General features: G+C 68.3%; 20 protein-coding genes and 8 pseudogenes. 19 read left to right on the top strand and 9 right to left on the bottom strand.

Annotation, left to right across the window (positions count from 1 at the left end; genetic code table 11):
- Positions 1 to 47: 47 nt before the first annotated feature.
- The 4 genes and pseudogenes from QQK48_RS02880 to ybaK all read right to left on the bottom strand — a co-directional run bounded on the left by QQK48_RS02880 (position 48) and on the right by ybaK (position 1,972).
- Positions 48 to 461, bottom strand: a complete 414-nt coding sequence (locus tag QQK48_RS02880; protein ID WP_284327417.1) for a hypothetical protein — start codon at positions 459 to 461, stop codon at positions 48 to 50.
- Positions 451 to 642 (bottom strand): helix-turn-helix transcriptional regulator, encoded by a 192-nt coding sequence (locus QQK48_RS02875; protein ID WP_284329286.1) that lies wholly within the window; start codon positions 640 to 642, stop codon positions 451 to 453. The genes QQK48_RS02880 and QQK48_RS02875 overlap by 11 nt, the downstream gene beginning before the upstream one ends.
- 102 nt (positions 643 to 744) lie before the next feature.
- Positions 745 to 1,191, bottom strand: coding sequence for a YggS family pyridoxal phosphate-dependent enzyme (locus QQK48_RS18870; RefSeq protein WP_348523739.1), 447 nt, complete (start codon positions 1,189 to 1,191; stop codon positions 745 to 747).
- Positions 1,192 to 1,476: 285 nt separating this feature from the next.
- Positions 1,477 to 1,972 (bottom strand): annotated as a pseudogene (gene ybaK / locus QQK48_RS02865) (Cys-tRNA(Pro) deacylase).
- On the opposite strand from ybaK, the pseudogene QQK48_RS21100 reads away from it, so the two are divergent.
- The 9 genes and pseudogenes from QQK48_RS21100 to QQK48_RS02830 all read left to right on the top strand — a co-directional run.
- Positions 1,971 to 2,267, top strand: a pseudogene (locus QQK48_RS21100) (RNase H family protein); the annotation flags it as partial. The pseudogenes ybaK and QQK48_RS21100 overlap by 2 nt on opposite strands.
- The gene (locus tag QQK48_RS21095; RefSeq protein ID WP_431308393.1) at positions 2,198 to 2,461 is read left to right on the top strand and encodes an RNase H family protein; all 264 of its coding nucleotides are present in this window, start codon (positions 2,198 to 2,200) and stop codon (positions 2,459 to 2,461) included. The pseudogene QQK48_RS21100 and the gene QQK48_RS21095, both read left to right, overlap by 70 nt.
- A 9-nt stretch (positions 2,462 to 2,470) precedes the next feature.
- Entirely contained in the window at positions 2,471 to 3,112 is a 642-nt protein-coding gene (locus QQK48_RS02855; RefSeq protein ID WP_284327416.1) for an IMPACT family protein, read from the top strand.
- Positions 3,113 to 3,148: 36 nt separating this feature from the next.
- The gene (locus tag QQK48_RS02850) at positions 3,149 to 4,087 is read left to right on the top strand and encodes an EamA family transporter (protein WP_348523409.1); all 939 of its coding nucleotides are present in this window, start codon (positions 3,149 to 3,151) and stop codon (positions 4,085 to 4,087) included.
- A gap of 6 nt (positions 4,088 to 4,093) precedes the next feature.
- Positions 4,094 to 4,543: a hypothetical protein gene (locus tag QQK48_RS02845; RefSeq protein WP_284327415.1), complete on the top strand. Its 450-nt coding sequence runs from the start codon at positions 4,094 to 4,096 to the stop codon at positions 4,541 to 4,543.
- A gap of 52 nt (positions 4,544 to 4,595) precedes the next feature.
- Positions 4,596 to 4,835 (top strand): hypothetical protein, encoded by a 240-nt coding sequence (locus QQK48_RS02840; RefSeq protein ID WP_284327414.1) that lies wholly within the window; start codon positions 4,596 to 4,598, stop codon positions 4,833 to 4,835.
- 78 nt (positions 4,836 to 4,913) lie between these two features.
- Positions 4,914 to 5,339 carry a CueP family metal-binding protein gene (locus tag QQK48_RS02835; protein ID WP_284327413.1) on the top strand — a complete coding sequence of 142 codons (426 nt, stop codon included), beginning with the start codon at positions 4,914 to 4,916 and terminating at the stop codon, positions 5,337 to 5,339.
- Positions 5,282 to 5,554, top strand: a pseudogene (locus tag QQK48_RS21090) (aldehyde dehydrogenase family protein); the annotation flags it as partial. The gene QQK48_RS02835 and the pseudogene QQK48_RS21090, both read left to right, overlap by 58 nt.
- A 70-nt stretch (positions 5,555 to 5,624) precedes the next feature.
- Positions 5,625 to 6,689, top strand: coding sequence for an aldehyde dehydrogenase family protein (locus QQK48_RS02830; RefSeq protein ID WP_284327412.1), 1,065 nt, complete (start codon positions 5,625 to 5,627; stop codon positions 6,687 to 6,689).
- 130 nt (positions 6,690 to 6,819) lie between these two features.
- Here the strand turns inward: QQK48_RS02830 and QQK48_RS02825 are convergent, their stop codons facing one another.
- Entirely contained in the window at positions 6,820 to 8,322 is a 1,503-nt protein-coding gene (locus QQK48_RS02825; RefSeq protein ID WP_431308278.1) for an MFS transporter, read from the bottom strand.
- Here QQK48_RS02825 and QQK48_RS02820 point away from each other — a divergent pair.
- Both QQK48_RS02820 and QQK48_RS02815 read left to right on the top strand, forming a co-directional pair.
- On the top strand, positions 8,306 to 8,548 hold the full coding sequence (locus QQK48_RS02820) for a hypothetical protein (RefSeq protein ID WP_284327411.1): 243 nt from the start codon (positions 8,306 to 8,308) through the stop codon (positions 8,546 to 8,548). The two genes, QQK48_RS02825 and QQK48_RS02820, sit on opposite strands and share 17 nt — an antisense overlap.
- Positions 8,549 to 8,646: 98 nt before the next feature.
- Entirely contained in the window at positions 8,647 to 9,303 is a 657-nt protein-coding gene (locus tag QQK48_RS02815) for a TetR/AcrR family transcriptional regulator (RefSeq protein WP_284329283.1), read from the top strand.
- On the opposite strand, the pseudogene QQK48_RS02810 reads toward QQK48_RS02815, so the two are convergent.
- A pseudogene (locus QQK48_RS02810) lies at positions 9,208 to 10,092 on the bottom strand (3-methyladenine DNA glycosylase). The gene QQK48_RS02815 and the pseudogene QQK48_RS02810 sit on opposite strands and share 96 nt — an antisense overlap.
- Before the next feature lie 42 nt (positions 10,093 to 10,134).
- On the opposite strand from QQK48_RS02810, the gene QQK48_RS02805 reads away from it, so the two are divergent.
- The gene (locus QQK48_RS02805) at positions 10,135 to 10,692 is read left to right on the top strand and encodes a DUF1349 domain-containing protein (protein WP_284327410.1); all 558 of its coding nucleotides are present in this window, start codon (positions 10,135 to 10,137) and stop codon (positions 10,690 to 10,692) included.
- Between the two features lie 249 nt (positions 10,693 to 10,941).
- On the opposite strand, the gene QQK48_RS18865 is transcribed toward QQK48_RS02805, so the two are convergent.
- The gene (locus tag QQK48_RS18865; protein WP_348523817.1) at positions 10,942 to 11,139 is read right to left on the bottom strand and encodes a hypothetical protein; all 198 of its coding nucleotides are present in this window, start codon (positions 11,137 to 11,139) and stop codon (positions 10,942 to 10,944) included.
- Between QQK48_RS18865 and QQK48_RS18860 the strand changes: the two are divergent.
- Positions 11,044 to 11,496, top strand: a pseudogene (locus QQK48_RS18860) (NADP-dependent oxidoreductase); the annotation flags it as partial. The gene QQK48_RS18865 and the pseudogene QQK48_RS18860 overlap by 96 nt on opposite strands.
- A 76-nt stretch (positions 11,497 to 11,572) precedes the next feature.
- Positions 11,573 to 11,959 carry a zinc-binding dehydrogenase gene (locus tag QQK48_RS18855; RefSeq protein ID WP_348523408.1) on the top strand — a complete coding sequence of 129 codons (387 nt, stop codon included), beginning with the start codon at positions 11,573 to 11,575 and terminating at the stop codon, positions 11,957 to 11,959.
- 115 nt (positions 11,960 to 12,074) lie between these two features.
- Here the strand turns inward: QQK48_RS18855 and QQK48_RS02795 are convergent, their stop codons facing one another.
- Positions 12,075 to 12,626 carry a TetR/AcrR family transcriptional regulator gene (locus tag QQK48_RS02795; protein ID WP_284327409.1) on the bottom strand — a complete coding sequence of 184 codons (552 nt, stop codon included), beginning with the start codon at positions 12,624 to 12,626 and terminating at the stop codon, positions 12,075 to 12,077.
- Positions 12,627 to 12,782: 156 nt separating this feature from the next.
- Here QQK48_RS02795 and QQK48_RS02790 point away from each other — a divergent pair.
- Positions 12,783 to 13,865, top strand: a pseudogene (locus QQK48_RS02790) (alkene reductase).
- Positions 13,866 to 13,957: 92 nt separating this feature from the next.
- A pseudogene (locus tag QQK48_RS02785) lies at positions 13,958 to 14,655 on the top strand (SDR family oxidoreductase); the annotation flags it as partial.
- A 12-nt stretch (positions 14,656 to 14,667) separates the two neighbouring features.
- Here the strand turns inward: QQK48_RS02785 and QQK48_RS02780 are convergent.
- The gene (locus tag QQK48_RS02780; RefSeq protein ID WP_284327408.1) at positions 14,668 to 16,947 is read right to left on the bottom strand and encodes an MMPL family transporter; all 2,280 of its coding nucleotides are present in this window, start codon (positions 16,945 to 16,947) and stop codon (positions 14,668 to 14,670) included.
- A gap of 296 nt (positions 16,948 to 17,243) precedes the next feature.
- Here QQK48_RS02780 and QQK48_RS02775 point away from each other — a divergent pair, with 296 nt between their 5' ends.
- From QQK48_RS02775 to QQK48_RS02765, 3 genes and pseudogenes are all read left to right on the top strand, one after another.
- On the top strand, positions 17,244 to 18,452 hold the full coding sequence (locus QQK48_RS02775; protein ID WP_284327407.1) for a sensor histidine kinase: 1,209 nt from the start codon (positions 17,244 to 17,246) through the stop codon (positions 18,450 to 18,452).
- Positions 18,445 to 19,109 (top strand): annotated as a pseudogene (locus QQK48_RS02770) (response regulator). The gene QQK48_RS02775 and the pseudogene QQK48_RS02770 overlap by 8 nt, the downstream one beginning before the upstream one ends.
- A gap of 11 nt (positions 19,110 to 19,120) precedes the next feature.
- Complete coding sequence (locus tag QQK48_RS02765) at positions 19,121 to 20,806, top strand: Mbeg1-like protein (protein ID WP_284327406.1); 1,686 nt, start codon at positions 19,121 to 19,123, stop codon at positions 20,804 to 20,806.
- Positions 20,807 to 20,816 lie beyond the last annotated feature (10 nt).

Raw genomic sequence — 20,816 nt, 5'->3', positions numbered from 1 at the left:
GGACAGGCGTGTGGCGACAGGGAGTGTGGCCGATGCCCCGAGGGCCCCTAGCCCCGTCGCCCCTGGATCGCGGCCGAGACGATGAACGTTACGAGGCCTGCCCACAGGACGATGCCCGCGACACCTGCCGCCGGCAGTCCGTAGAACGACGCGATGAGGCTGGCGATCGCTGCGGCTCCCATGGCAAAGGCCGAGTGTGCAAAGGCGTGGGTCAGGATGCGGTCGTCGCGTTCATCGGCCAGGCCGTTGGCGGTGCGGGAGGCGAGCCCGCGGCGCGAGCCCACGGCCCACAGCACCACGATCGCCGCCAGAGTGATGGCTCCGCCGAAGATTGCTCCCTTGCCGATCGAGTCGTTCCCGGTCGCGTACGCGACGAGGGCGATGGCGGTGACGGCCGCAACCGCTGCGGTAGCGCCCGCGATCTTGGCGATGAGGGGTGCAGGCTTGGCGTCAGGCGACATGGAAGATCTCCTCGATGGTGGTGGCGAAGAAGGCGGCGATCGCGAAGGCGAGCGGAAGCGACGGGTCGTAGCGACCCTTCTCGATCGAGTTGACGGTTTGGCGCGACACCCCGAGGGCGTCGCCCAGTGCCGCCTGGGACAGGCCCTTCGCTTCGCGGCGCTCGCGGACGTCGTTGCGCATCGGACTCCTCGTGGTGACAAGCGACCTTGACGTGTCAAGGATGCTTGACATGCGGCCACGTGTCAAGGCGTGATGAGTGCTGACGTTGCTCGCGAGAGGGTGCTAGAGGGCCGTGCGCGAGCCCATGACTGCCGTCCCCACGCGCACCATGGTCGCGCCCTCGGCAATCGCCCACTCGAGATCGCCCGACATCCCCATCGACAAGTGCCACGCGGTCGAAAGGTCGGCGGCGCCGCGCTCCGAGGAGATCAGCGCCTGATCGCGGATCTCGCGCAGCATCCGGTAGCCGGCCCTCACGTCCGCCTCCACCGGCGAGTTCAATCCGATGGTCATGAACCCCACCACCTCGAGCGCGGGCAGCGCCTGCACCGCCGCCGCCAGGTCCAGGGCCTGATCAGGCTCCACGCCGGCCTTCGAGTCCTCGCCAGAGACGTTGACCTGAATCATCACCTGGAGATCGCGTCCGGCTTCGAGGCACAGGCGCGAGAGGCGCTCGGCGAGCTTCAGCGAGTCGATGGTCTGCACGCACGCCGCGTACTCGACGGCGATGGCGGCCTTGTTGCGTTGCAGGCTGCCCGATGACGTGCACCACGGCCCCCGCGTCCCTCAGCGCCTCGCCCTTGTCCGCGAGTTCCTGCATCCGGGACTCGCCCACCAGACGTGCGCCGCCAGCGACCGCGCCCACGGCGGCCTGCGCGTCCCACGCCTTGGTGGCGACCAGCACCTGGACGCCGGAACCGGCTCTTCCGGCCGCGGCCTCGGCCACATGGACCCGCGCCTTGACGTCGGCCAGCGCCGCCGCGTAGTCGTGTCCGAGGGGAGTGGTGGCGAGGGTCATGAGGCCTTCCCGATGGGGGCGGTGGTGGCGCCGGTGAGGTGCACCAGGTCGGCGGGGGAGAGTGAGACGTCGAGGCCTCGGCGTCCGCCGGAGACGTAGATGGTGTCGTGGTCGAAGGCCGAGGTGTCGAGCACCGCGCGAAGTCGCTTGCGGCCACCGAGCGGTGAGATGCCGCCGACCACGTAGCCGGTGGCGCGCTCGGCCGCTGCCGGGTCCGCCATCGAGGCCTTCTTGGCGCCCACGGCCCTGGCGGCCGCCTTGAGGTCCAGCGAGCCTGAGACGGGGACGATGCCCATGGTGAGAGAGCCATCGGCCAGGAAACACAGGGTCTTGAAGACCACCACCGGATTCACGCCCAGCGCCGCCGCTGCCTCCAGGCCGTAAGAGAGGCTCCGACGCGGGGTCGTGCTCGTACGGGTGGACGCCGTGGTGCACGCCCTCCTTCTCGAGCAGCGCCAGGGCGGGAGTGCCGGTGGGGGACGTGCGGGCCATGGCCACCATTGTGGCCTATCGTTTTCGCGTGACTTCCGACGCCCCCGCACACGTGGACATGTGGACCGACGGCGCCTGCAAGGGCAACCCCGGCGTGGGCGGCTGGGGCACTCTCATGGTCTGGAACGGCCGCGAGAAGGAGATCTTCGGCGGCGAGAAGGACACCACCAACAACCGCATGGAACTGACCGCCGTGATCGAGGGCCTGCGCCTGTTGAAGCGGCCGTGTCAGATCACGCTTCACGTCGACTCGCAGTACGTCATGAACGGCGTCACCAAGTGGATTCACGGCTGGAAGCGCAACGGGTGGAAGACCGGCGACAAGAAGCCCGTCAAGAACAAGGAGGCTGTGGATCGAGGCTCGACGAGCAGGTCGCACGCCACGAGATCAAGTGGGTGTGGGTCAAGGGGCACGCGGGTGATCCCGGCAATGAGCGGGCCGATGCGCTGGCTAACAAGGGCGTCGACCAGGCCCGCCGCGGCGCCTAGCCTGACCGCATGAGCCTGCCGTCCACGATCGCCTCCGCGGTCGAGCATCGGCTCGAGATCAAGCGGTCGGTCTTCCTGACCCGGCTCACCCCGGTCGCCTCCCTGGAGGCGGCCGATGCCGTGGTCGCCGCCATTCGCAAGGCCGACTGGGATGCGCGCCACCACTGCGTCGCGCTGATCATCGGTCCGCACGGTGAGCGCCAGCGGTCCTCCGACGACGGCGAGCCCGCAGGCACCGCGGGAGTCCCGATGCTTGAGGTGCTGCGTCACCGCGACGTCACCGATGTGGTGGCCGTGGTGAGCCGATGGTTCGGCGGCGTCAAGGCTCGGCGCGGGGGACTGGTGCGCGCCTATGGGTCGGCGGTCTCCGGGGCGCTGGACGCGGCGTCCTGGGTGGACCGGGTACCGCTGACGTCGCTCACCCTTGAGGTCCCTCACGCCGATGCGGGCCGCGTCCTGGCCTCCTTGCACACGTGGGCAGACGCGCACGGTGCGGTGCTCGACGACCCCGTCTATGGCGCCGCGGCGACACTCGGGCTGCGGGTCGCGCCAGAGGCCGTCGAGGCGGCGCGTGCCGAGGTGGCTGCCATCACGTCCGGCGGCGTCGAAGCCGTGGTGGGAGACACCAGCATCGTCGATAGGCCCCGGTAGGCCGAGCCGCGGCGTCGTGTACGCGAGGATGGAGCCGTGACCCCCGCTTCTCGTCCCGCGGCGATGCCCCTGCTCGTGCTCCTCGGCCTCGCCTGCCAGGAGGCGGGAGCCGCCGTAGCCGTCAACCTCTTTCCCCAGGTGGGGCCGTGGGGTGTGGTGGCGATGCGCCTCGTGTTCTCGGCACTCGTGTTGTGGCCGTTCGCGCTGCGCAGCCTGCGCAAGGGCGCCGTCGTTCATTGGCCCACGGTGGCGGCCTTCGGTGTGGCGCTCGCGGGCATGAACGTGTTCTTCTACCTCGCACTGGAGCGCATCCCGCTCGGTGTGACCGTGACGATCGAGGTGCTGGGGCCGCTCGTGCTGTCCGTGGTGGCGAGCCGCAGTTGGAACGGCGCCCTGTGGGCAGCGTTGGCGGCTGCAGGCGTGGTGTTGCTCGGCGGCGGTGCTCACGACCTTGACCCGGTCGGCATGCTGTTTGCCGCAGGCGCGGCCGTCATGTGGGCGGGCTACATCCTGACCGCGAAGCGGGCGGGGGCAAGGATTCCCGGGCTGGTGGGGCTCGCGCTCGCGACCACGGTCGGCGCCGTCCTTACCGCCCCGCTCGCGGTCGCCGTCGTCGGCTCCGCGCTCTTCTCGCCTGGTGCGCTCGCGCTGGGCCTTGGTGTCGCGGTGCTGTCCTCGGCCATTCCCTACGCCATCGAGTTGTCTGCGCTGCGCCGGATGCGCGCCGAGACCTTCGCCATCCTGTTGGCGCTCGCGCCGGCGATCGCCGCCCTCGCGGGCCTTGTCCTCCTAGACCAGCGCCTCACGTGGGCGATCGCGGTGGGCATCGCGCTCGTGACGGTCGCAGGCGTGGGTGCCGTGGTCGCGGCCGGACGCCGCGCGGTTCCGGCCGTTGAGGAAGCGGTGCTGGATGTGGTGGTCGACGAGTCGGGTCCATCGTCCCGGCCCGGGCATGACGGCGCCCACTTAGACTGACGCGCGATGAGCATCGTGGCCAGTTCCGCAGGCCGCGCCCGTACCAGGGTCGCGGCGCGCTGGGCGGTGCTTGCAGGCCTCCTCGCCATGGGTCTCGGACTCACCATGGGCCTCGCCCATGCTGCCGATGCCGTTGAGGCTTCTCCCGTGGTCGCCATGGCGACGCATCAGGATGCCGTCGGCGCGGCAGCCGCCCCGCACGCCGATAGGTCGGGAGCGTCGGCCATGGCAGGCGGCCAGGAAGGCGCCACGTGCGCCACCTGCGGCGATCACAGCGACGGCGCGATGGTCGCGTGTCTGGTGACACTGGCGGTCATCGCCCTGGTGGCCGCCGTCCGCCCGCTACCGGCGGTGGCGTGGGTGACCCGAAGCGCTCCTGCCGTTGCCCCTGTCGCCCTTCCCCGTGCGTGGGCGAGGACCCTGACTCCTGAAGCCCTCTGCGTCTGCCGGACGTGAGTCGAGCGCGCCCCGCTCACTCATTTTCGCTTCCACCCAAAGGACTCCACCCATGCTTTCTCGACGTTCCCTGCCGTCCGGCAGGACCCTTGCACGCCACGGTGCGGCGGTAGCCGTGCTCGCCCTGACCCTTGCGGCCTGCTCGGCGGATCCCGCCGAGGCGCCGAGCGCCGACGCGTCGGCCACCACGGCATCGGCCGCCGACGAGGCTCCTCGCGGCCCACGACCTCGCCGGGCTCACCGCGCGCGAAGTCGTCGACACCCTCGACTCGACCGCGCTCGACGACCGTGACGCGGAGCCTGATGGCTTCGATCCGTCCCGACGAGCCTGCTGCTCACGGACGCGGACGGTACCGAGGCGAGCCTGCCGATGCCCGACGACGCGTTCTATGTGTCGCTCGCGCCCTATGTCGACACCACCCACGAGTGCTACTTCCACTCGCTGACCACCTGCACGGGAGAGATGCAGGGCGAGGACATCGACGTGACCGTGACGGACGTCGAGACGGGTGAGGTCCTCGTGGACGAGGCCATGACCACCTTCGACAATGGCTTCGTGGGGCTGTGGCTGCCGCGGGACGCCGAGGCTCGACGTCACCATCAGCCAGGACGGGCTGAGCGCCACCGAGCGGTTGTCGACCGACGACGCCGAAGACGCCACCTGCGTGACCACCATGCAACTGGCGTAGGACCGCGGCCGCCGGGGTCGGCGTCGGTGGCGCGCGCTACTGTGCTCGCGTGGACATCGACGTCGTCAATCCTGCCGACGGGACCGTGCTTGGCTCGGTCCCGCTGACCTCGGCGGCGCAGGTCGCCGCCCTGACGGCCGATGCGGAACGCGTGTTCCGTTCGGGCGTGTGGGCAGGGCTTGCGCCCCGCGAGCGTGCCGCCGCGATGTTGCGTTTGGCTGACCTCATGGAGCGTGACGCCGACCTGCTCGCGCGGCTCGACTCTCAGGATGCCGGCAAGCCCATCACCGAGGCGCGCGAGGGCGACATCCCCGGCGCCATCGAGTCGATCCGGTGGTTCGCCGAGGCCGCGGACAAGGCTCGCGGGTACGTCGCCCGCCACCGCCCCCGACGTGCTCGCCTACACGGTGCGCGAGCCCTTCGGCGTCGTGGCCGCGATCCTGCCGTGGAACTATCCGCTCGCCATGGCGGCGTGGAAGATCGGCCCGGCGCTCGTCGCGGGCAACAGCCTCATCCTCAAGCCCGCCGATGCGACGCCGAGGTCCGTCCTGCACGTCGCCTCGCTCGCGCAGGAGGCGGGCATTCCTCCCGGCGTGCTGACGGTCGCGACGGGCAACGGGCCCACCACGGGCGCCGCGCTCGCGGCCGACCCGCGCATCGGCGCGCTGTCGTTCACCGGCTCCACGGCGACGGGCCGCGCCATCCTCGAGGCCTCGGCTCGCTCCAACCTCAAGCGCGTTAGCCTGGAGATGGGCGGCAAGGCGCCGCATGTGGTGATGCCGGACGCGCTCGGCCTGGGGGACGCGCTGATCGACGGCATCACGGAGGCGGCTTTTCTCACAGCAGGGCAGAATTGCACCGCCGGTTCGCGTGTGCTGGTGCACGAGTCTGTGTACGACGAGGTGGTATCTCGGTTGGCGGCGGCGGCCTCCGCCCTCGTGGTGGGTGACCCCTCGGACCCGGCGACCCAGGTGGGGCCCGTCATCAACGATGCCGCGGCCGAGCGCATCCTGGATGCCATCGACGGGGCCGTCTCGCGTGGCGCGGTTGCCGTGGCGGGTGGGAGTGAAGTGGCCGTGCTCGCGGGCGGGCGTTACCTCGCACCGACGGTCCTGGCAGGAGTCGACTCCGCGGACCCGATCCTCACGACGGAGATCTTCGGGCCCGTCACGACCGTGCAGTCTTTCTCGACGCGCGACGAGGCCATCGGGCTCGCCAACGCCGTCGAGTACGGGCTCCAGGCAACGGTCTGGACCCTGCGTCTCGATGACGCGCTGGCCGTGGCCCGAGCGATTGAGGCGGGCACCGTTTCCGTGGGCGCCTACAGCGAGGGCGACATGACGGTGCCGTTCGGCGGCTGGAAGGCGTCGGGCTTCGGTGGTGCGGAGAAGTCTCTCGCCGCCTTCCACCAGTGGACTCGTGAGAAGACGGTGTGGATCGAGTTGCCCCCTGTGTGACGGGTCGCGCACAGATCCCCCACGCAACGATGCCCCCGGAGCGTGGCTCCGAGGGCATCGTGGGGCGGCTTGGCGGGGACGCTTCGCAGCGTGCCCGGCTCGCCAGAACTGACGAGAGCCTAGGGACGCGTCACCGCGTGCCTGCCTCGCCGGACGGGGAATCGTCCGAGGCATCGGCCATCGTCGCTGCGACGGGGACCTCTGCGCCGGACAGGAGCGCCGCTGCCACCTCGGCCTCGGCCCGCTCCTCGGGTGTCGGCTCCGTGATGGTGACCTCGTGCGCGGGGCGGAAGCGCACCAGCAGCGCGGCCGTGACGGCGGCGACAATGACGGCGCCCACCGACACCCACATGGCCGTGGTGAAGCCGTGAACCGCGGCCTGCGCCTGGTCCGCGTCGACGCCGCCGTTGTCGGTGATCCAGCGGGTGGTGGCGTTCGCGGCCACCGTGTTGAGCAGCGCGATGCCGATCGAGCCTCCCACCTGCTGGGTGGTGTTGAGCGTCGCCGAGACCACGCCCGCATCGGTGCCGCGCACCCCGCCGGTCGCGGTCGCCATTGACGGCATGAAGGTCATGCCCATGCCTAGTCCGAGGAAGATGAGGCCGGGGAACACGTGCAGCCAGTACGAGGAGCCGACCTCGATCTGCGTGAGGAACGCGAGCGATGCGGCGGCGATGGTGAGGCCGGGAATCATCAGGCGGCGCGGACCCACGCGGGGGAGGAGTCGGGCCGAGATGCCGACCGATCCGGTCATCATGCCCACGACCATCGGCAGGAAGGCGACGCCCGTCTTCATGGGGGAGAAGCCCTGGATGCCCTGCAGGTAGTACGTGAGGAACAGGAAGACGCCGAACATGCCGATCTGGCTCAGTCCCACCGCGGCGAGCGCGCCCACGCGGTTGCGGTCGCGCAACAGGTGCAGCGGCAGGAGAGCGTGCGGGGTGCGGCGCTCGACCGCGACAAACACAGCCATGAGGACGAGCCCCAGGGCGAGCGAGCCGAGCACGATCCCGGAGCTCCAGCCGTCCGTCTCGGCCTCGGAAAGGCCGTAGACGATCGCGAGGAGTCCGGTCGAGGCGAGCACCGCGCCGGGGATGTCGAGGCGGACTCGCACGTCGCCGCTGCTGCGGTCATGCAGGAACAGCGAGGCGCCCACGACCGCGACGATCGCGATCGGCACGTTGACCATGAGGGTCCAGCGCCAGTCGACGTACTGGGTGAGGGCTCCGCCGAGGATGAGGCCGATGGCGGCTCCACCGCCCGCGATGGCGCCGTAGATGCCCAGTGCCCTGGCGCGCTCCTTGGCCTCGGTGAAGGTGACGTTGAGCATCGACAGGGCCGCGGGGGCGAGGAGGGCGGCGAACACACCCTGGAGGGCGCGGGCCGAGATGAGCATCTCGAAGTTCTCGGCGACTCCACCCAGCGCGGAGGCGCCGGCGAAGCCGATGAGGCCGATCAGGAGGGTGCGCTTGCGGCCGATGACGTCGCCCAGGCGTCCGCCGAGCAGCAGCAGGCCACCGAAGGCGAGGGTGTAGGCGGTGATGACCCACTGGCGGTCGGCGTCGGAGATGCCGAGGTCGGCCTGCGCGGTGGGCAGCGCGATGTTGACGATGGTCATGTCGAGCACGACCATGAGCCTGCGCAAGGCCGATGGCGGCCAGTCCCCACCAGCGGCGGGGATCGGGGGTGGTGTCCATGGGGGACCTTTCGTGGAAGGGCGCGCACCGGCACGGGTGGCCGATGCGGGCGGCGCTGTCCGTGGGGGTGCCGGGTGGGCGATGGCTTGCCCGGCAGGCGGCCCGTGGTGGGCCGTGGGTGACGGTGGGAGGTCCTTGTGGAACTTCCTAGCCGTCCGGTAAGTTACGTAGATGACGATAGGCGCTTGCTAGCCGGGCGTCAAGTAAGTTCATCGACTTTTTCGTGAGAGTGCCACCAGGGCACGAAGGAGGCATCCGTGATGGCCGAGGCCGCGACGCGCAGGCGTGGAGACACGCGCGAGCGCATCCAAGAGGTCGCTCTCGAGCGCTTCACCGCCAACGGCTACGACCAGACCTCGCTGCGCGAGATTGCCGAGGACCTGGGGGTCACGAAGGCCGCCCTGTACTACCACTTCAAGTCCAAGGAGGAGATCCTCGATGGTCTCCTCGCCAGCGTCGCGCACGACGTGGACGACCTCGTGGCGTGGATGCGAGAGGAGGCGCCCACCCACGAGCGCCGCATCGAGATGATCCGCCGCCTCGGGGACATCACGCGCGGCGCCGGCGGCGGCGTTCTTCAGTGCGTCCAGCAGAACGAGGTCGCGCTCGCCAACATGGGCCGCACTACCGAGCCTTGTCCACCACATGAAGCAGCAGTTGTGGGACGCGGCGCTCACGCCCGACGCCACGCTCGAGGAGCGCCTCAGCATGCGCATGGCCGTGATGGCAGTGCTGATCGCCTCGAAGCCGGACTCCGACCTCGGCGGCACGGCGGCCGATCGCGCGGCCGCCGCCCAGGCCGTCGCGGCGCGACTCGTTCCCTAGGCGGTCTCGCGAAGGGCGAGCACCGCATCGCACAGGACGATCAAGCGCTCGCGCAACGGTGCGGCCCTGTGCGTGAACTCACGCTGGCGTGACGCGTACTCGCTCTTGCCCTCCGGCGTCTCGACCGCGATGGGGGACAGCCCGTAGGAGGACACGTCATACGGCGAGGCCTGCATGTCGACGTAGCGCACGTCGCGCGCCAACTCGAAGCAGTCGAGCAGGACGTCGCCAGGGACGACCGGCCCCAGGCGAACGCCCACTTGTACAGGTCCATGGTCGCGTGCAGGCAGCCCGGCTGATCCATCGCGACCTGCCTCTCGCGCGTGAGCGCGTGGGCGTTACGCGGCAGCGCCTCAGGAGTGAAGAACCGGTAGGCATCAATATGGGTGCAGACCAGGGGATTGGCCTCGACGGCGGCATCGGTGCCGCCCTGGCCGAGCCTCAGCGGGAGCGGATGGCGCCGGTCCTCCGCCGCGCGGTAGACCATCGCCCACTCGTGCATCCCAAAACAGCCCAGGAGCGGTTTGCGCCCCGCGGTCGCCACAAGCAGGCGACGGATGTGCGTCACGGCCTCGCCGCGTTCGGCGAGGAAGCCGTCGGAGTCCAAGGCTCGTGACGCCGTCGGGTGAGGTGACGTACCAGCGGTAGGCGGCGTGGGCATCGGCCGCCTGCAAGCCCACCCCGATGCCAGGGTGCCAACGGCGCACCTGCGCGGGCTTCAGCCCGTAGTACTCAAACAGGAAGTCCTCGATCGCGTGGCGCTCGCCACGCGCGGCCCGTTCGCGACGGCCGGCGGTCAGCGCATCGGCCCGCTCCTCGTGGGCCGATGCCTGGGCGCGCCATGCGGCGGGGCTCAGCACGGCGGCGGCGAGGGTGGGCATAGGGCCTATTGTCCCAGCCCGCGCCGACGGTAGGGTGCGGGCATGACGCACGCCATGGCAGGGTTGCCTGCCCTTCAGTGGACCGGCGATGAAGCCGTAGCCCGGGTCGACGACGACCACGCCGCTTTGACCCTGGTGGCCGCCACCGGCGTCGATTGGACCAACGATGCGGGCGGCGGGCCTCAGCAGCACGCCGCCTCCGCGCTCGCCTTTGCGGCGCCTGAGGGCGACTTTGTCCTCCAGGCGCGCGTCACGGTGGCAGGTCCGCGGACCACCTTCGATGCAGGTGCGCTGGTGCTGTGGGCGGACCGTGACCACTGGGCGAAACTGTGCTTCGAGTACTCGCCGCAGGGCGACGCGATGGTGGTCAGCGTGGTCACCGACGCCTACTCCGACGACTCCAACGGTCCGATCGTGACGGACGCCAGCGTGTTCCTGCGGCTGGCGCGCGTCGGCGACGCGGTGGCCTTCCACTTCTCGCTGGACGGCGAGCGCTGGGACTTTGTGCGCGTGTTCCGGCTGCCGTCCAGGCTCCGCGCCGTGGCAGGTGGGGTTCTTGTCGCAGGCGCCGATGGGGGACGCGTGCACCGCGGTCTTTGACCACGTCGTGTACGCCGAGCGCACCCTCGAGGATCTACGCGACGGTTCCTGAGCGCGCGGGGACCCGCGCATCGGCCGCGCTGAGGCTCGATGTGTGTATGCACTTGACAAAATAAATGACTACAGTCAAAAATGAGTCAAGTACAGTTTGTGGACGTGTCGCGAGGTCGGTGTCCGCTCGCCGCTCGCGATCTCCGCGCTCACGCCATCGTTGATCCGACAAGGCCTGGCGACAACCAAGAGGATGGGCTAACCGAGATGCGTGCATGGACGTTTGACCGTTACGGCGCCGCTGTCCGTGAGGCCGACGTACCCGAGCCCACGGTGGGCGATCGCGACGTCGTGATTGAGGTGGGCGCCGCCGGCCTCAATCACCTCGATGAGCGCCTCCGCGAAGGGGAGTTCAAGGCGATCTTGCCGTACAGCCTGCCGGTCACACTCGGTCATGATCTCGCGGGCACGGTGATCCGCGCCGGCGCGGGGGTGACTCGGTTTCAGGTGGGCGATCGCGTATTCTCGCGTCCGCGCGATTTTCGTATCGGCACCTTGGCCGAGCGCATAGCCGTGGACGAGGCGGATGTGGCCCACGCCCCCCGGTCCGTGACGACCGTGGAGTCGGCATCTCTTCCCCTGGTGGCGCTGACTGCGTGGCAGGCGCTGGTCGAGAAGGGACGGGTGCAGCCGGGTCAACGGGTGCTCATTCACGCCGGTGCGGGTGGCGTGGGATCGATCGCCATCCAGTTGGCGGTGCACCTGGGGGCGCATGTGGCGACCACGGTGTCGGGTAAGAGCGCGGACTTTGTGCGCAGTCTTGGCGCCGAAGTCGTGATCGATTACCGCACACAGGACTTCGAGGCGGAGGCTCTCGGATTACGACTTTGTGCTCGATCCGCTCGGTGGCGAGAACCTCATGGCGTCTGTGCGTGTCGTGAAGCCCGGTGGGACCGTCGTGGGCATCTCAGGGCCACCGACGCCTGCCTTTGCCAAGGCCGCGGGTTTGAATCCTGTGGTGCGCCTGGCTACGCGCGTGCTGAGCCGGCGGGTGCGTGCCCTGGCCAAAGCCCGAGGTGTGTCGTACGAGTTCCTGCTGATGCGTGCGTCCGGCGATCGGCTTCGTGAGATCGCGACGCTCGTGGACTCCGGCGCGATCCGCCCGGTCGTGGGAGCAGCCGTTCCCTTCGAGCGGGCGGCGCAGGCTCTCGAGTCGTTGTCCGCAAGTGGCGTGCGGGGAAAAACGGTGGTGATGGGCGCTCGCGCACAGGGCTGAACCCTGTGCGAGGGGTGTGAGCCGCTCCCGCCGCGCGTGTCAGCGCCGGGGATGAGCCTCGCTTGGAAGCATCGCTGCGACCTGCTCGCGGATGGCTTCGACGACCTCTGGCGCACTACTGCCCGCGTGCTCGCTCGACGCCATGGTGACGAACATGATTGCCGAGATCACCCTCGCGAGCGTCGCTGCCGAAGGCAGGCTCCGCACCGAGGTGTGCATCGAGAACCTGGGCGACGGCGGCTTCGGTTCTTCCGGCGATCTCCAATGCCTCGGCGTGGTGGGGCTCTCTGGGGTCGCCGAAGGCCATCTCGCGAAGGTAGGTCCGTCCGTTTTCCACGTGCGTGCGGTTGCACTCGACGACCGGTGTGAGCAGGGCTGTCACGGCGTCGAGTGTCGTCGGCTGACCTGTGGAGGCTGCTTCGCCTCGTGCCAATGCTGTCGCGTAGTGAGTGTTCTGCACGAGCAGAAGAAGTTCTGCTTTGGACTTGGCGTACAAGAAGAGGGTGCCGGTGCCGACGTCGGCAGCATCCGCAATCTGCTGCGTCGTCACATCGTCGACGCCGTGCTCGGCGAAGAGCGCGCTCGCGGCCGCCGTGATGCGCTCGCGTTTGAGTTGCTTATTGCGCTCGCGTCGCCCGAGCGGCTCAGCACTGGCGGTCATGAACATCCTCCCGGAATAAACAGTGACTACCCTCAGTTTTGAGTTTAGTCACTGTTGTGTGGGCTCGGATGAGGGTCGACTCATTCTCCCATGCGCTGGATCGGCGGCAAAGAGCCGAACAGGGGTGACCCCAGAAGAGTACGGATCAAAGGACAACTACTGATGACATCACTCAGCGTCGTATGGCGCCCCTTCACCGTCGGGCGCATGGAACTTCCGCATCGTCTCGCGCTGGCGCCGATGACCCGCAGTCGCGCGCGCGCCGACGGCACGCCAGGTGAGCCTTGCGGCGGAGTACTACGCTCAGCGGGCTGGGCTCGGGTTGGTCATTTCGGAAGGCACTCAGCCGTCAGAGGACGGCCAGGGGTATCTGACCACTCCCGGTATCTACACCCCCGAGCACGTCGCAGGCTGGGCCAAGGTCGCTGACGCGGTGCACGAGCGAGACGGCTACCTGTTCATCCAGGCGATGCACGTGGGGAGGATGTCACACCCGGACAACACGCCTCACCACCGTCGGCCCGTGGCGCCGTCGGCGATCTCTGCCGCGCAGGACATGTTCACTGCCACGGGTGTGCAGAAGACGCCGGTGCCACGCGAGCCTCTCCGCGACCGACATCCAGGACGTGATCAGCGAGTTCTGCCACGCGGCCGCCTCCGCGATCGCGGCTGGTGCGGACGGGGTGGAGATCCACGCCGCCAACGGGTACCTGCTGCACCAGTTCCTCGCTCCGAACGCTAACCAGCGCACCGACGAGTACGGCGGCTCGGTCGAGAATCGTGCGCGGTTCGTCATCGAGGTCGCCGAGGCGGTCGCGGACGAGATCGGTGCCGACCGCACGGGCATCCGCATCTCGCCGGCGTTCCCGCTCGGCGGGCTCGACGAGGGCGATAACGAGGCGGTACGCGCCCAGTACCGGTACCTCGTGGGAGAGGCTCGCACGGCTCGGTCTGGCGTATCTGCACGTGCACCACCTTGGTGACGACGAACTGCTTGCCTCGTTGCGTGAGGCGTGGCCCACGGCGCTTCTCGTGGTCCGCTACGGCCGCGACCGTGACGGCATCGCCGCGGACATCGACAAGGGCCTGGCCGACATCGCCCCGCTGGGCAGGTTCGCGCTCGCGAACCCCGACATCGTTGAGCGACTTCGCGCCGACGCGCCGCTCAACGAGCTCGACCCGGCCACGCTCTACTCCGGTGGAGCAAGCGGCTACACCGACTACCCGACGCTCTCCGGCGCCTGAACCGGTCCTGAGGCGAGCGCGGGCGTTTCTGGCGCTCGCTCCTGTCCGTACGCACCCCGACTCATACCCCTCACTGCAAGGAGACCTCTCTCATGACAACCCTGAACGGCGCAGTCGTCCTCGTCACCGGCGCGAACGGCGGCATCGGCGGCCACTTTGTCCGCGAAGCCCTCGCCCGCGGCGCAGCCAAGGTCTACGCCACCGCTCGCAACCCCCGCTCGTGGGACGACGAGCGCGTCGTCCCGCTTGCCCTCGACGTCACCGACCCCGTCTCGATCCGGGCGGCCGTCGAACAGGCATCGGACGTCACCGTCCTGATCAACAACGCGGGGACCTCACCGTCCAGGCTTTGCGATCCTCACTCACAGCGACGAGGAGATCCGCGCCAACGTGGAGACCAACTTCCTCGGTCCGTTGTTCCTTGCTCGAGCCTTCGCTCCGAACCTCTCCGCCAAGGGAGGCGACACTGCCATCATCGACATCCACTCGGCGTTGTCGTGGTGGGCGGTGGCGGGAATCTACTCGGCTACCAAGGCAGCCCTGTGGTCCGCCACGAACTCGCTCCGGATCGAACTCCACCCTGCTGGAGTTCAGGTCGTCGGAGTCCACGTCGGCTACGTCGACACCGCGATGGCCGCCAACGCGGAGGGTCCCAGGCTCGACCCGGCCGATCTCGTCGCTCAGGTCTTCGACACCCTCGAGGCGGGCGGCTACGAGGTGCTCGCGGATGAGAACTCCGTCCAGGCTCAAGGCCGGGCTGTCGGCCCCGCTCGAGGCGGTCTATCCGCAGGCTTGCTGCCCACTAGTTGCTCCACGCCAAGGGCCGCCGAGCGCTTTCGCGCTCGGCGGCCCTTGGCGTGCTGTGAGGTCGGCTCCTCGTCAGCGCCCCGTCGCGAAAATCGACGCTTGTTGGCACCGATGCCTCATGCGCATCCAGCGCATGCCCCTCCGTGTCGACGGTGGGGAGCACCTTGTCGAGCCACCTCGGCATCCACCACGCAGCCTTGCCGAGCAGAGACATTGCGGCGGGCATCAGGACGAGACGCACGATGAAGGCGTCCGCGACCACGCCCACCATGAGTCCGAAGGCGATGGACGCCGCGATGGCGAAGGAGCTCGAGGCGAACCCTGCGAACACGACAGTCATGATGGTCGCGGCGGCGACAAGCACCGGCGCGGCCCGGCCGAAGCCCTCGACGATCGCGTCTTTGGGGCTCAGGCCCTTGGAGTGCATCTCCTGGATGCGTGAGACCAGGAACACCTGGTAGTCCATCGCCAGGCCGAAGAGCACGCCGACCAGGAGGATGGGTAGCAGGGTCATCATCGGGTCGCCCTGAGCGGCTGTGATGAGGGGGAAGTCCCAGCCCCACTGGAACACTGCCGTGCTCGCGCCGAATGACGCGATCACGGACACGAGGTAGCCCGCGGTGGCGATCACGGGGATCAGGATCGATCGGAACAGCAGCACCAGAAGTGCGAGCGAGATGACGACGATCACGATGACGTACTTGATCAGCGCGGCGTTGAGCGCTGCGTCCTGATCGATTCCGATGGCAGTCTCGCCCGTGACTTCGAGGTGTACGCCAGGCACGGCGCGGGCCTCGTTTCTCACGATGTGGACGATCTCCTTGGTTTCATCGTCGATGGGGCCGCCGGTCGGGATAACCGTGATGCGGGCCATCTGACCGTCGTCACTGATCTGGGCTGGAGAGACCGACTGGACGCCCGGAAGATTGCCTACCTGTGTGGTCACGGTGGTGGTCTGGTCCTCGACGTCCTCCCCCTCCATCAGCACGATGAGCGGGCTCTGGACTCCGCCAAAGTCTTCCAAGATCGCCGTGTACGCGGCACGCTCGGTGGACTCCGGGTCCGCACCGCCGGGGACGTTGAAGGCGGTCTTCATGCTGAGCACGGGGATGCCCACCACGACGAGCACCCCAGCGCCAGCGATGAGCGACATCACCGGACGCTTCACCACGAAGCGGGCCCACTTCCGCAAGAAAGTGTCGTGAGAGCCGTCGCCTTCGTGCCACACCACGCCGGATTCGAGCGCCTTGCGGTGCTTCTTCGACAGCATCTTCAACCCAAAGGTCTTGAGGAACACCGGGACTAACGTCAGCGCCAGCAACACGGCGACAAGGACCGCAAACGCCGCCGCGAGACCCATGTGAGCGATGAAGTTGATCCCCACGAGGGTCAGCGCGCCTAGCGCGACGATCACCGTCAAGCCGGCGAACACCACGGCGGTTCCTGCTGTGCCGATAGCACGGCCAATCGCCTCGTCGACCGACCGGCCGCCGCGCAACTCATGCTGGAATCTCGACATGATGAAGAGGCTGTAGTCGATGCCGACGGCGAGCCCGAGCATCGCGGCCAAGATGATGGAGTTCTCGCTAATCGGAGAGATCGCGTTGAAGGCGAGGACGCCGATGACGCCAACGCCGACGCCGAACACCGCGACCCCAAGGTTGGCCCCGGCAGCGCGCAGCGAGCCGTAGGTGAAAATGAGAACGATGAATGCGATGAGGACGCCCAGCGCCTCGCCGATGCCCTGCTCGGGCGCACCAAGCGGCACGAGGTTGCCACCAGGCTCGACCCCCAGCGCCGCGGGCGCATTCTGCTGAAGGCTCCAGTGCGGCCTCGTAGGACGCCTCCTGAGCCTGCGTCGTCGAGCCTCGCTGTACGTCAGCGTCGAGACAGCGGTCCGTGCGCTGACGGACACGTAGGGCGCCTCGGGATCGAACGGATTTGCGACGGACGCGACACCAGGCAACTCAGCCGCCTCGGCGAGCACCGCATCGATCTGGTACTTGGCGGCGTCGTCCGTGACGAAGCCCTCGCTGGGGTGGAAGACCAGATGAAGGGTCTGAGCGTCGGTCTGCTCGGAGCCGGGGAACTTCTCATTCATCCTCTGCAATGCGAGGGTCGCCTGAGAATCGGGGATGGCGTCTTCCGCGTGTTCACTGTTGCCGCCGGCGGCGAGCACGCCAATGAGGCCGGCGAAGATTGCCAGCCACAGCGTGATCACCACAGCACGATGACGGCCGCTGAAGCGGCCGAGCCTGGAAAGAAAAATAGACATGGGGGCTCTTTCAGGGAGGTGAAATGTGACGTCTTCATCGTGGTGATCGGTTGACCGTTGGTCGTCGTGCAAGTGGCGCGATCGCGCTACCGCATGCGCGGTATGCGGTGTACAGCATTCGAGTGATGTCGGAGCATGCACCGCCCAGGTAGCGTGCAGACACAGCCCTTCGCTGGCAGGCGGCTTGGCCGCCGGGCGTGGGCGCGAACGTTGAGAGGACGCTGCAGGTGAATCCGTCGATAGTGCGCACGACCTGGCGCCGCGCGCGTCTTCGGCTCCGTGACGACGTCGGGCGCATGACGCCGCGGCCCTACACGGGGGCTGGACTTGCAGGCCTCCTCGTGGTCCTGCTGGTCATGCTCGCCGTCGCGTGGACCCGGTCGTCGCAATTGGCGATCCCCCCGATCGTGGTCTTGATCGGGACGGTGCTCGCGTGGTTGCCGCTCCTTTTTGCGTCGCGCCATCCGCTGGCCGCATTTGTCATCGTTGCCGGGGTGGAGACTGCGGTTCTCGCGTCCATGCAGTTGCAGGATTCGGCACTGTCGACGCCCGAAGCGCTCGCGGCATTCCAGCCGGTTCCCCTGGCGAGCATGGCGGCGCAGTGGATTCTCGCGATGCGGTCGAGCCGCGTGCTGGCGTCGGCGGCGGGCATTGCCGCCGCGGTGTGGCTCGGTGTGATGGCCGCGGTGGTCGGCGGTGCCGAGCACCTTGTCGGCGCTGCACTCACTGCGGTGCTGATCTTGCTCACCGTGGTGGTGGCGGGCATCGTCGTCGCGGTGCGGGAACGTCGCGACGAGGCGCTACGCCGACAGGCCCGTGAGACGGCCGATGCTGTCGTCGCCGAGCGCTTGCTGATTGCGCGCGAGATCCATGACGGGCTCGCGCACAGCCTGACGCTGGTGAAGGCACAGGCGTCCGTGGCCGAGTACCTCATGGACAAGGACCCGGTCGCGGCGCATGTGGCTCTCCGATCGATTTCGGATCGCATCAAGGAAGGTCTGCGTGATCTGCGCTCGACCCTCGATCTCCTGAGGGACGAGGGTGCGAGTAGCGAGTCGCCCCGTGGGCCTGCGCCCTCGCTCACGGGGGTGGAGGCGCTCGTCGCGCGCTTCGCCGATGCGCGCGTTGATGTCGTCCTTGATGTGGTGGGTGAGCCGCGCGCGCTGTCGTCCCAGGTGGATACCGCTGCATACCGCGTCGTCCAGGAGGCACTGACGAACGCCGCCAAGCACGCCCCGGGGGCTCGAGTGCGGGTGACATTCCAGTGGGACCACGACCAGGTGGTGATCTCGATCGAGAATGGCCCGGGGGCAACTGCTCCCACGCGGGAACCCTCTGGCCATGGTCTCGTCGGCATGCGTGAGCGAGTACGCGCGGCGGGCGGCGTCGTCCTCGTCGGTCCGCAACCCGGCGGTGGCTTTCGCGTGCGCGCAACCCTGCCCGTGATGGCGGTGCATGACTCCGAGGCGCCGACGCGCGACTGGCAGGGTGATCCCCATGAGTGACCCGATTCGCGTTCTCCTCGTCGACGATCAGGCGCTGCTGCGATCGACCTTCAAGCCTGCTCCTCGACGCCAGTGACGGTATTGAGGTCGTGGGCCAGGCGGGAGATGGGCGCGAGGCCATCGCCCAGGCTCGACTGACGGCACCTGACGTGATCGTCATGGACATCCGCATGCCCGAGATGGACGGAATCGAAGCCACGGCGCGCATTGTGGGCGACCGACAGATCGAAGGCTCCCGAATCCTGGTCCTCACGACCTTCGAGACCGACGAGTACGTCGTCGAGGCACTGCGCGCTGGCGCCAGTGGCTTCCTCGGCAAGGACGCGGAACCGGCAGACCTCATCCGCGCCATTCGTACCGTGGCCGCAGGCGACGAGCCTGCTCTCGCCGACCGCAACTCGCGCGCTGATCGCCCGTGTGGCTGGCCCTTCGACTCGCGCTCGCCGCTCGATCCCCGGAATGGAACACCTCACGGACCGTGAGCGCGAGGTGATGGTGATGGTCGCCGAGGGGCTCTCGAACGACGAGATCGGGCTGCGGCTCTTCATCTCTCCGGCGACGGCGAAGACCCACGTCAACCGCGCGATGATGAAGGTGTCGGCGCGTGACAGGGCCCAACTCGTCGTCTTCGCGTATGAGTCGGGCCTGGTGACGTAGCGAGCACGCTCATGGCCAATCTTCAGGACTACGTGCGCTGGCGAGGTGACCTCACGTTTGCGGAGCGCCCCTTCAACGACGTCGACAACCTTGTCCTGTCCGCGCTTGCATACGTCGACCTCGCGGGCCTCGTGCCTGCCATCGGGTCCCAGCCAGAAGGTGTCACGGTGCGTGAGGCGGGCGCGGCGATGACCGCGGCGCTCGCGAGGTCCGGTGAGCGTGCATCGGCTCGTCGGCTCACGGTCGTCGACTCGTCGCTCCTTGCCGACCTTGCGGCGTCGGCGCGGTACGCCAACGCGCGCCTGTCGAGGTGTGTGGACGAACTCGACCCGGCGACCGGGATGCAGTTCGCCGCCGTCACCGTGTCCCTCGACGATGGCAGCGACTATCTCGCGTTCCGCGGGACGGACAACTCGATCCTTGGCTGGCGCGAGAACTTCACGATAAGTTTCACGGCTGTCGATGCTCAGCGTCGGGCGGCCGGCTACCTCAGAGACCACCTGGCATCACAGCGACGCGCGGTGCGAGTGGGAGGTCATTCGAAAGGCGGAAACCTCGCGATCTTCGCTGCGATGAGTGTGCCGGCTCCCCTTCTCGAGGTCGTGATCGCGGTGTACGACAACGACGGCCCCGGCCTGAGTCCCGAGGTGGGCGACGACGAGAGTCTTGCGCGCCTGTCGGGTCGGATTCACTCCTTCGTTCCCGAGTTCACCGTGGTCGGCATGCTCTTTGCTCGCAAGGAGGCGCATCGCACCGTGGTGGTCAGTGACTCCCGCGGAATCATGGCACACCATCCGATGACGTGGCAGATCGACGGTGACGCCTTCGTGGAGGCGGACGACGTCTCCGAGGGTGCCGCCATTGTCAATGCTGGAGTGGCGGAATTCATCGAAAGCGCAGCACCCGCAGATCGACGGGCGTTCACGGCGGGGTTCTTCGACGCCCTGGGTTCAGGAGGTGCGGTCCTGCTGAGTGACATCCCCCGGGGTGAATTCGGGAGCGTCGAGGCGGTGATGCTGGCGCTGTATCGAAGCCGCGACGAGACTCGAAACACCACGCGGCTTGCGGCTCGCGCCGCATGGCGAGCGGTGAAGAACCTTGACTACGGCCGCATCGTGCGCGAGGCGCCATGTGTCCGTGCACTCGCGCTCGTTGGCGTCGGGATGCTGCTCGTCCTCGCGCCCGAGATTGGGCTTCCCGCCGTCGTCTCTTTCGTGCTTTTTGCAGGCACTGTTTTCGCCTCAGGGCGAGCAGTCAGATTCTTGTGGCGTTCGCGCGGAAACGTGCACGTGCGGTGGCGGGTGGGCGCGGCATGGAGTGCAGGAGTGCTCGCACTCGTGGCGGTCTACGCACACGTCGCTCTCTTGACCGTCCCGGTAAATATGGCGATGGGCATCGGCTTCTTGGCCCTCGCCTTCTCCTCGACGGCTCGGGGCCTGCGCGTCCATCACGCACCACGGAGGCGCCGACTGCGCGAGTCCTCGCTGTACGCCACTGCGTTCTTTGCCACGGTGTTCGGCACCGTCGCTCTCTCCACGGCTTCGCATCAGTTGCCGCTCTATGTCCAGGCGTCCGGAGCCTTCTGCATCCTGGCTGGGATGGCGGACGTCGCGTCGACGCTCAATGAGCGCATCCGGGAACAGCGAGACCGACACGCTTTGCGGGTGTACGAGCCGTTAGCGCGGGTCGCGGCCTAGCGTCATGGTG

The sequence above is a fragment of the Demequina litorisediminis genome (genome assembly GCF_030161615.1).
Classification (GTDB): domain Bacteria; phylum Actinomycetota; class Actinomycetes; order Actinomycetales; family Demequinaceae; genus Demequina; species Demequina litorisediminis.
This window is presented reverse-complemented; position numbering and strand designations above follow the sequence as displayed.

Coding starts and splice junctions, on each gene's coding strand:
- QQK48_RS02880 (WP_284327417.1), bottom strand. CDS start 461: ATGTCGCCTGACGCCAAGCCTGCACCCCTCATCGCCAAGATCGCGGGC.
- QQK48_RS02875 (WP_284329286.1), bottom strand. CDS start 642: ATGCGCAACGACGTCCGCGAGCGCCGCGAAGCGAAGGGCCTGTCCCAG.
- QQK48_RS02855 (WP_284327416.1), top strand. CDS start 2,471: ATGAGCCTGCCGTCCACGATCGCCTCCGCGGTCGAGCATCGGCTCGAG.
- QQK48_RS02845 (WP_284327415.1), top strand. CDS start 4,094: ATGAGCATCGTGGCCAGTTCCGCAGGCCGCGCCCGTACCAGGGTCGCG.
- QQK48_RS02840 (WP_284327414.1), top strand. CDS start 4,596: ATGCTTTCTCGACGTTCCCTGCCGTCCGGCAGGACCCTTGCACGCCAC.
- QQK48_RS02835 (WP_284327413.1), top strand. CDS start 4,914: ATGCCCGACGACGCGTTCTATGTGTCGCTCGCGCCCTATGTCGACACC.
- QQK48_RS02820 (WP_284327411.1), top strand. CDS start 8,306: ATGTCGAGCACGACCATGAGCCTGCGCAAGGCCGATGGCGGCCAGTCC.
- QQK48_RS02825 (WP_431308278.1), bottom strand. CDS start 8,322: ATGGTCGTGCTCGACATGACCATCGTCAACATCGCGCTGCCCACCGCG.
- QQK48_RS02815 (WP_284329283.1), top strand. CDS start 8,647: ATGGCCGAGGCCGCGACGCGCAGGCGTGGAGACACGCGCGAGCGCATC.
- QQK48_RS02805 (WP_284327410.1), top strand. CDS start 10,135: ATGACGCACGCCATGGCAGGGTTGCCTGCCCTTCAGTGGACCGGCGAT.
- QQK48_RS18865 (WP_348523817.1), bottom strand. CDS start 11,139: ATGACCGAGTGTGACCGGCAGGCTGTACGGCAAGATCGCCTTGAACTC.
- QQK48_RS02795 (WP_284327409.1), bottom strand. CDS start 12,626: ATGTTCATGACCGCCAGTGCTGAGCCGCTCGGGCGACGCGAGCGCAAT.
- QQK48_RS02780 (WP_284327408.1), bottom strand. CDS start 16,947: ATGTCTATTTTTCTTTCCAGGCTCGGCCGCTTCAGCGGCCGTCATCGT.
- QQK48_RS02775 (WP_284327407.1), top strand. CDS start 17,244: ATGACGCCGCGGCCCTACACGGGGGCTGGACTTGCAGGCCTCCTCGTG.
- QQK48_RS02765 (WP_284327406.1), top strand. CDS start 19,121: ATGGCCAATCTTCAGGACTACGTGCGCTGGCGAGGTGACCTCACGTTT.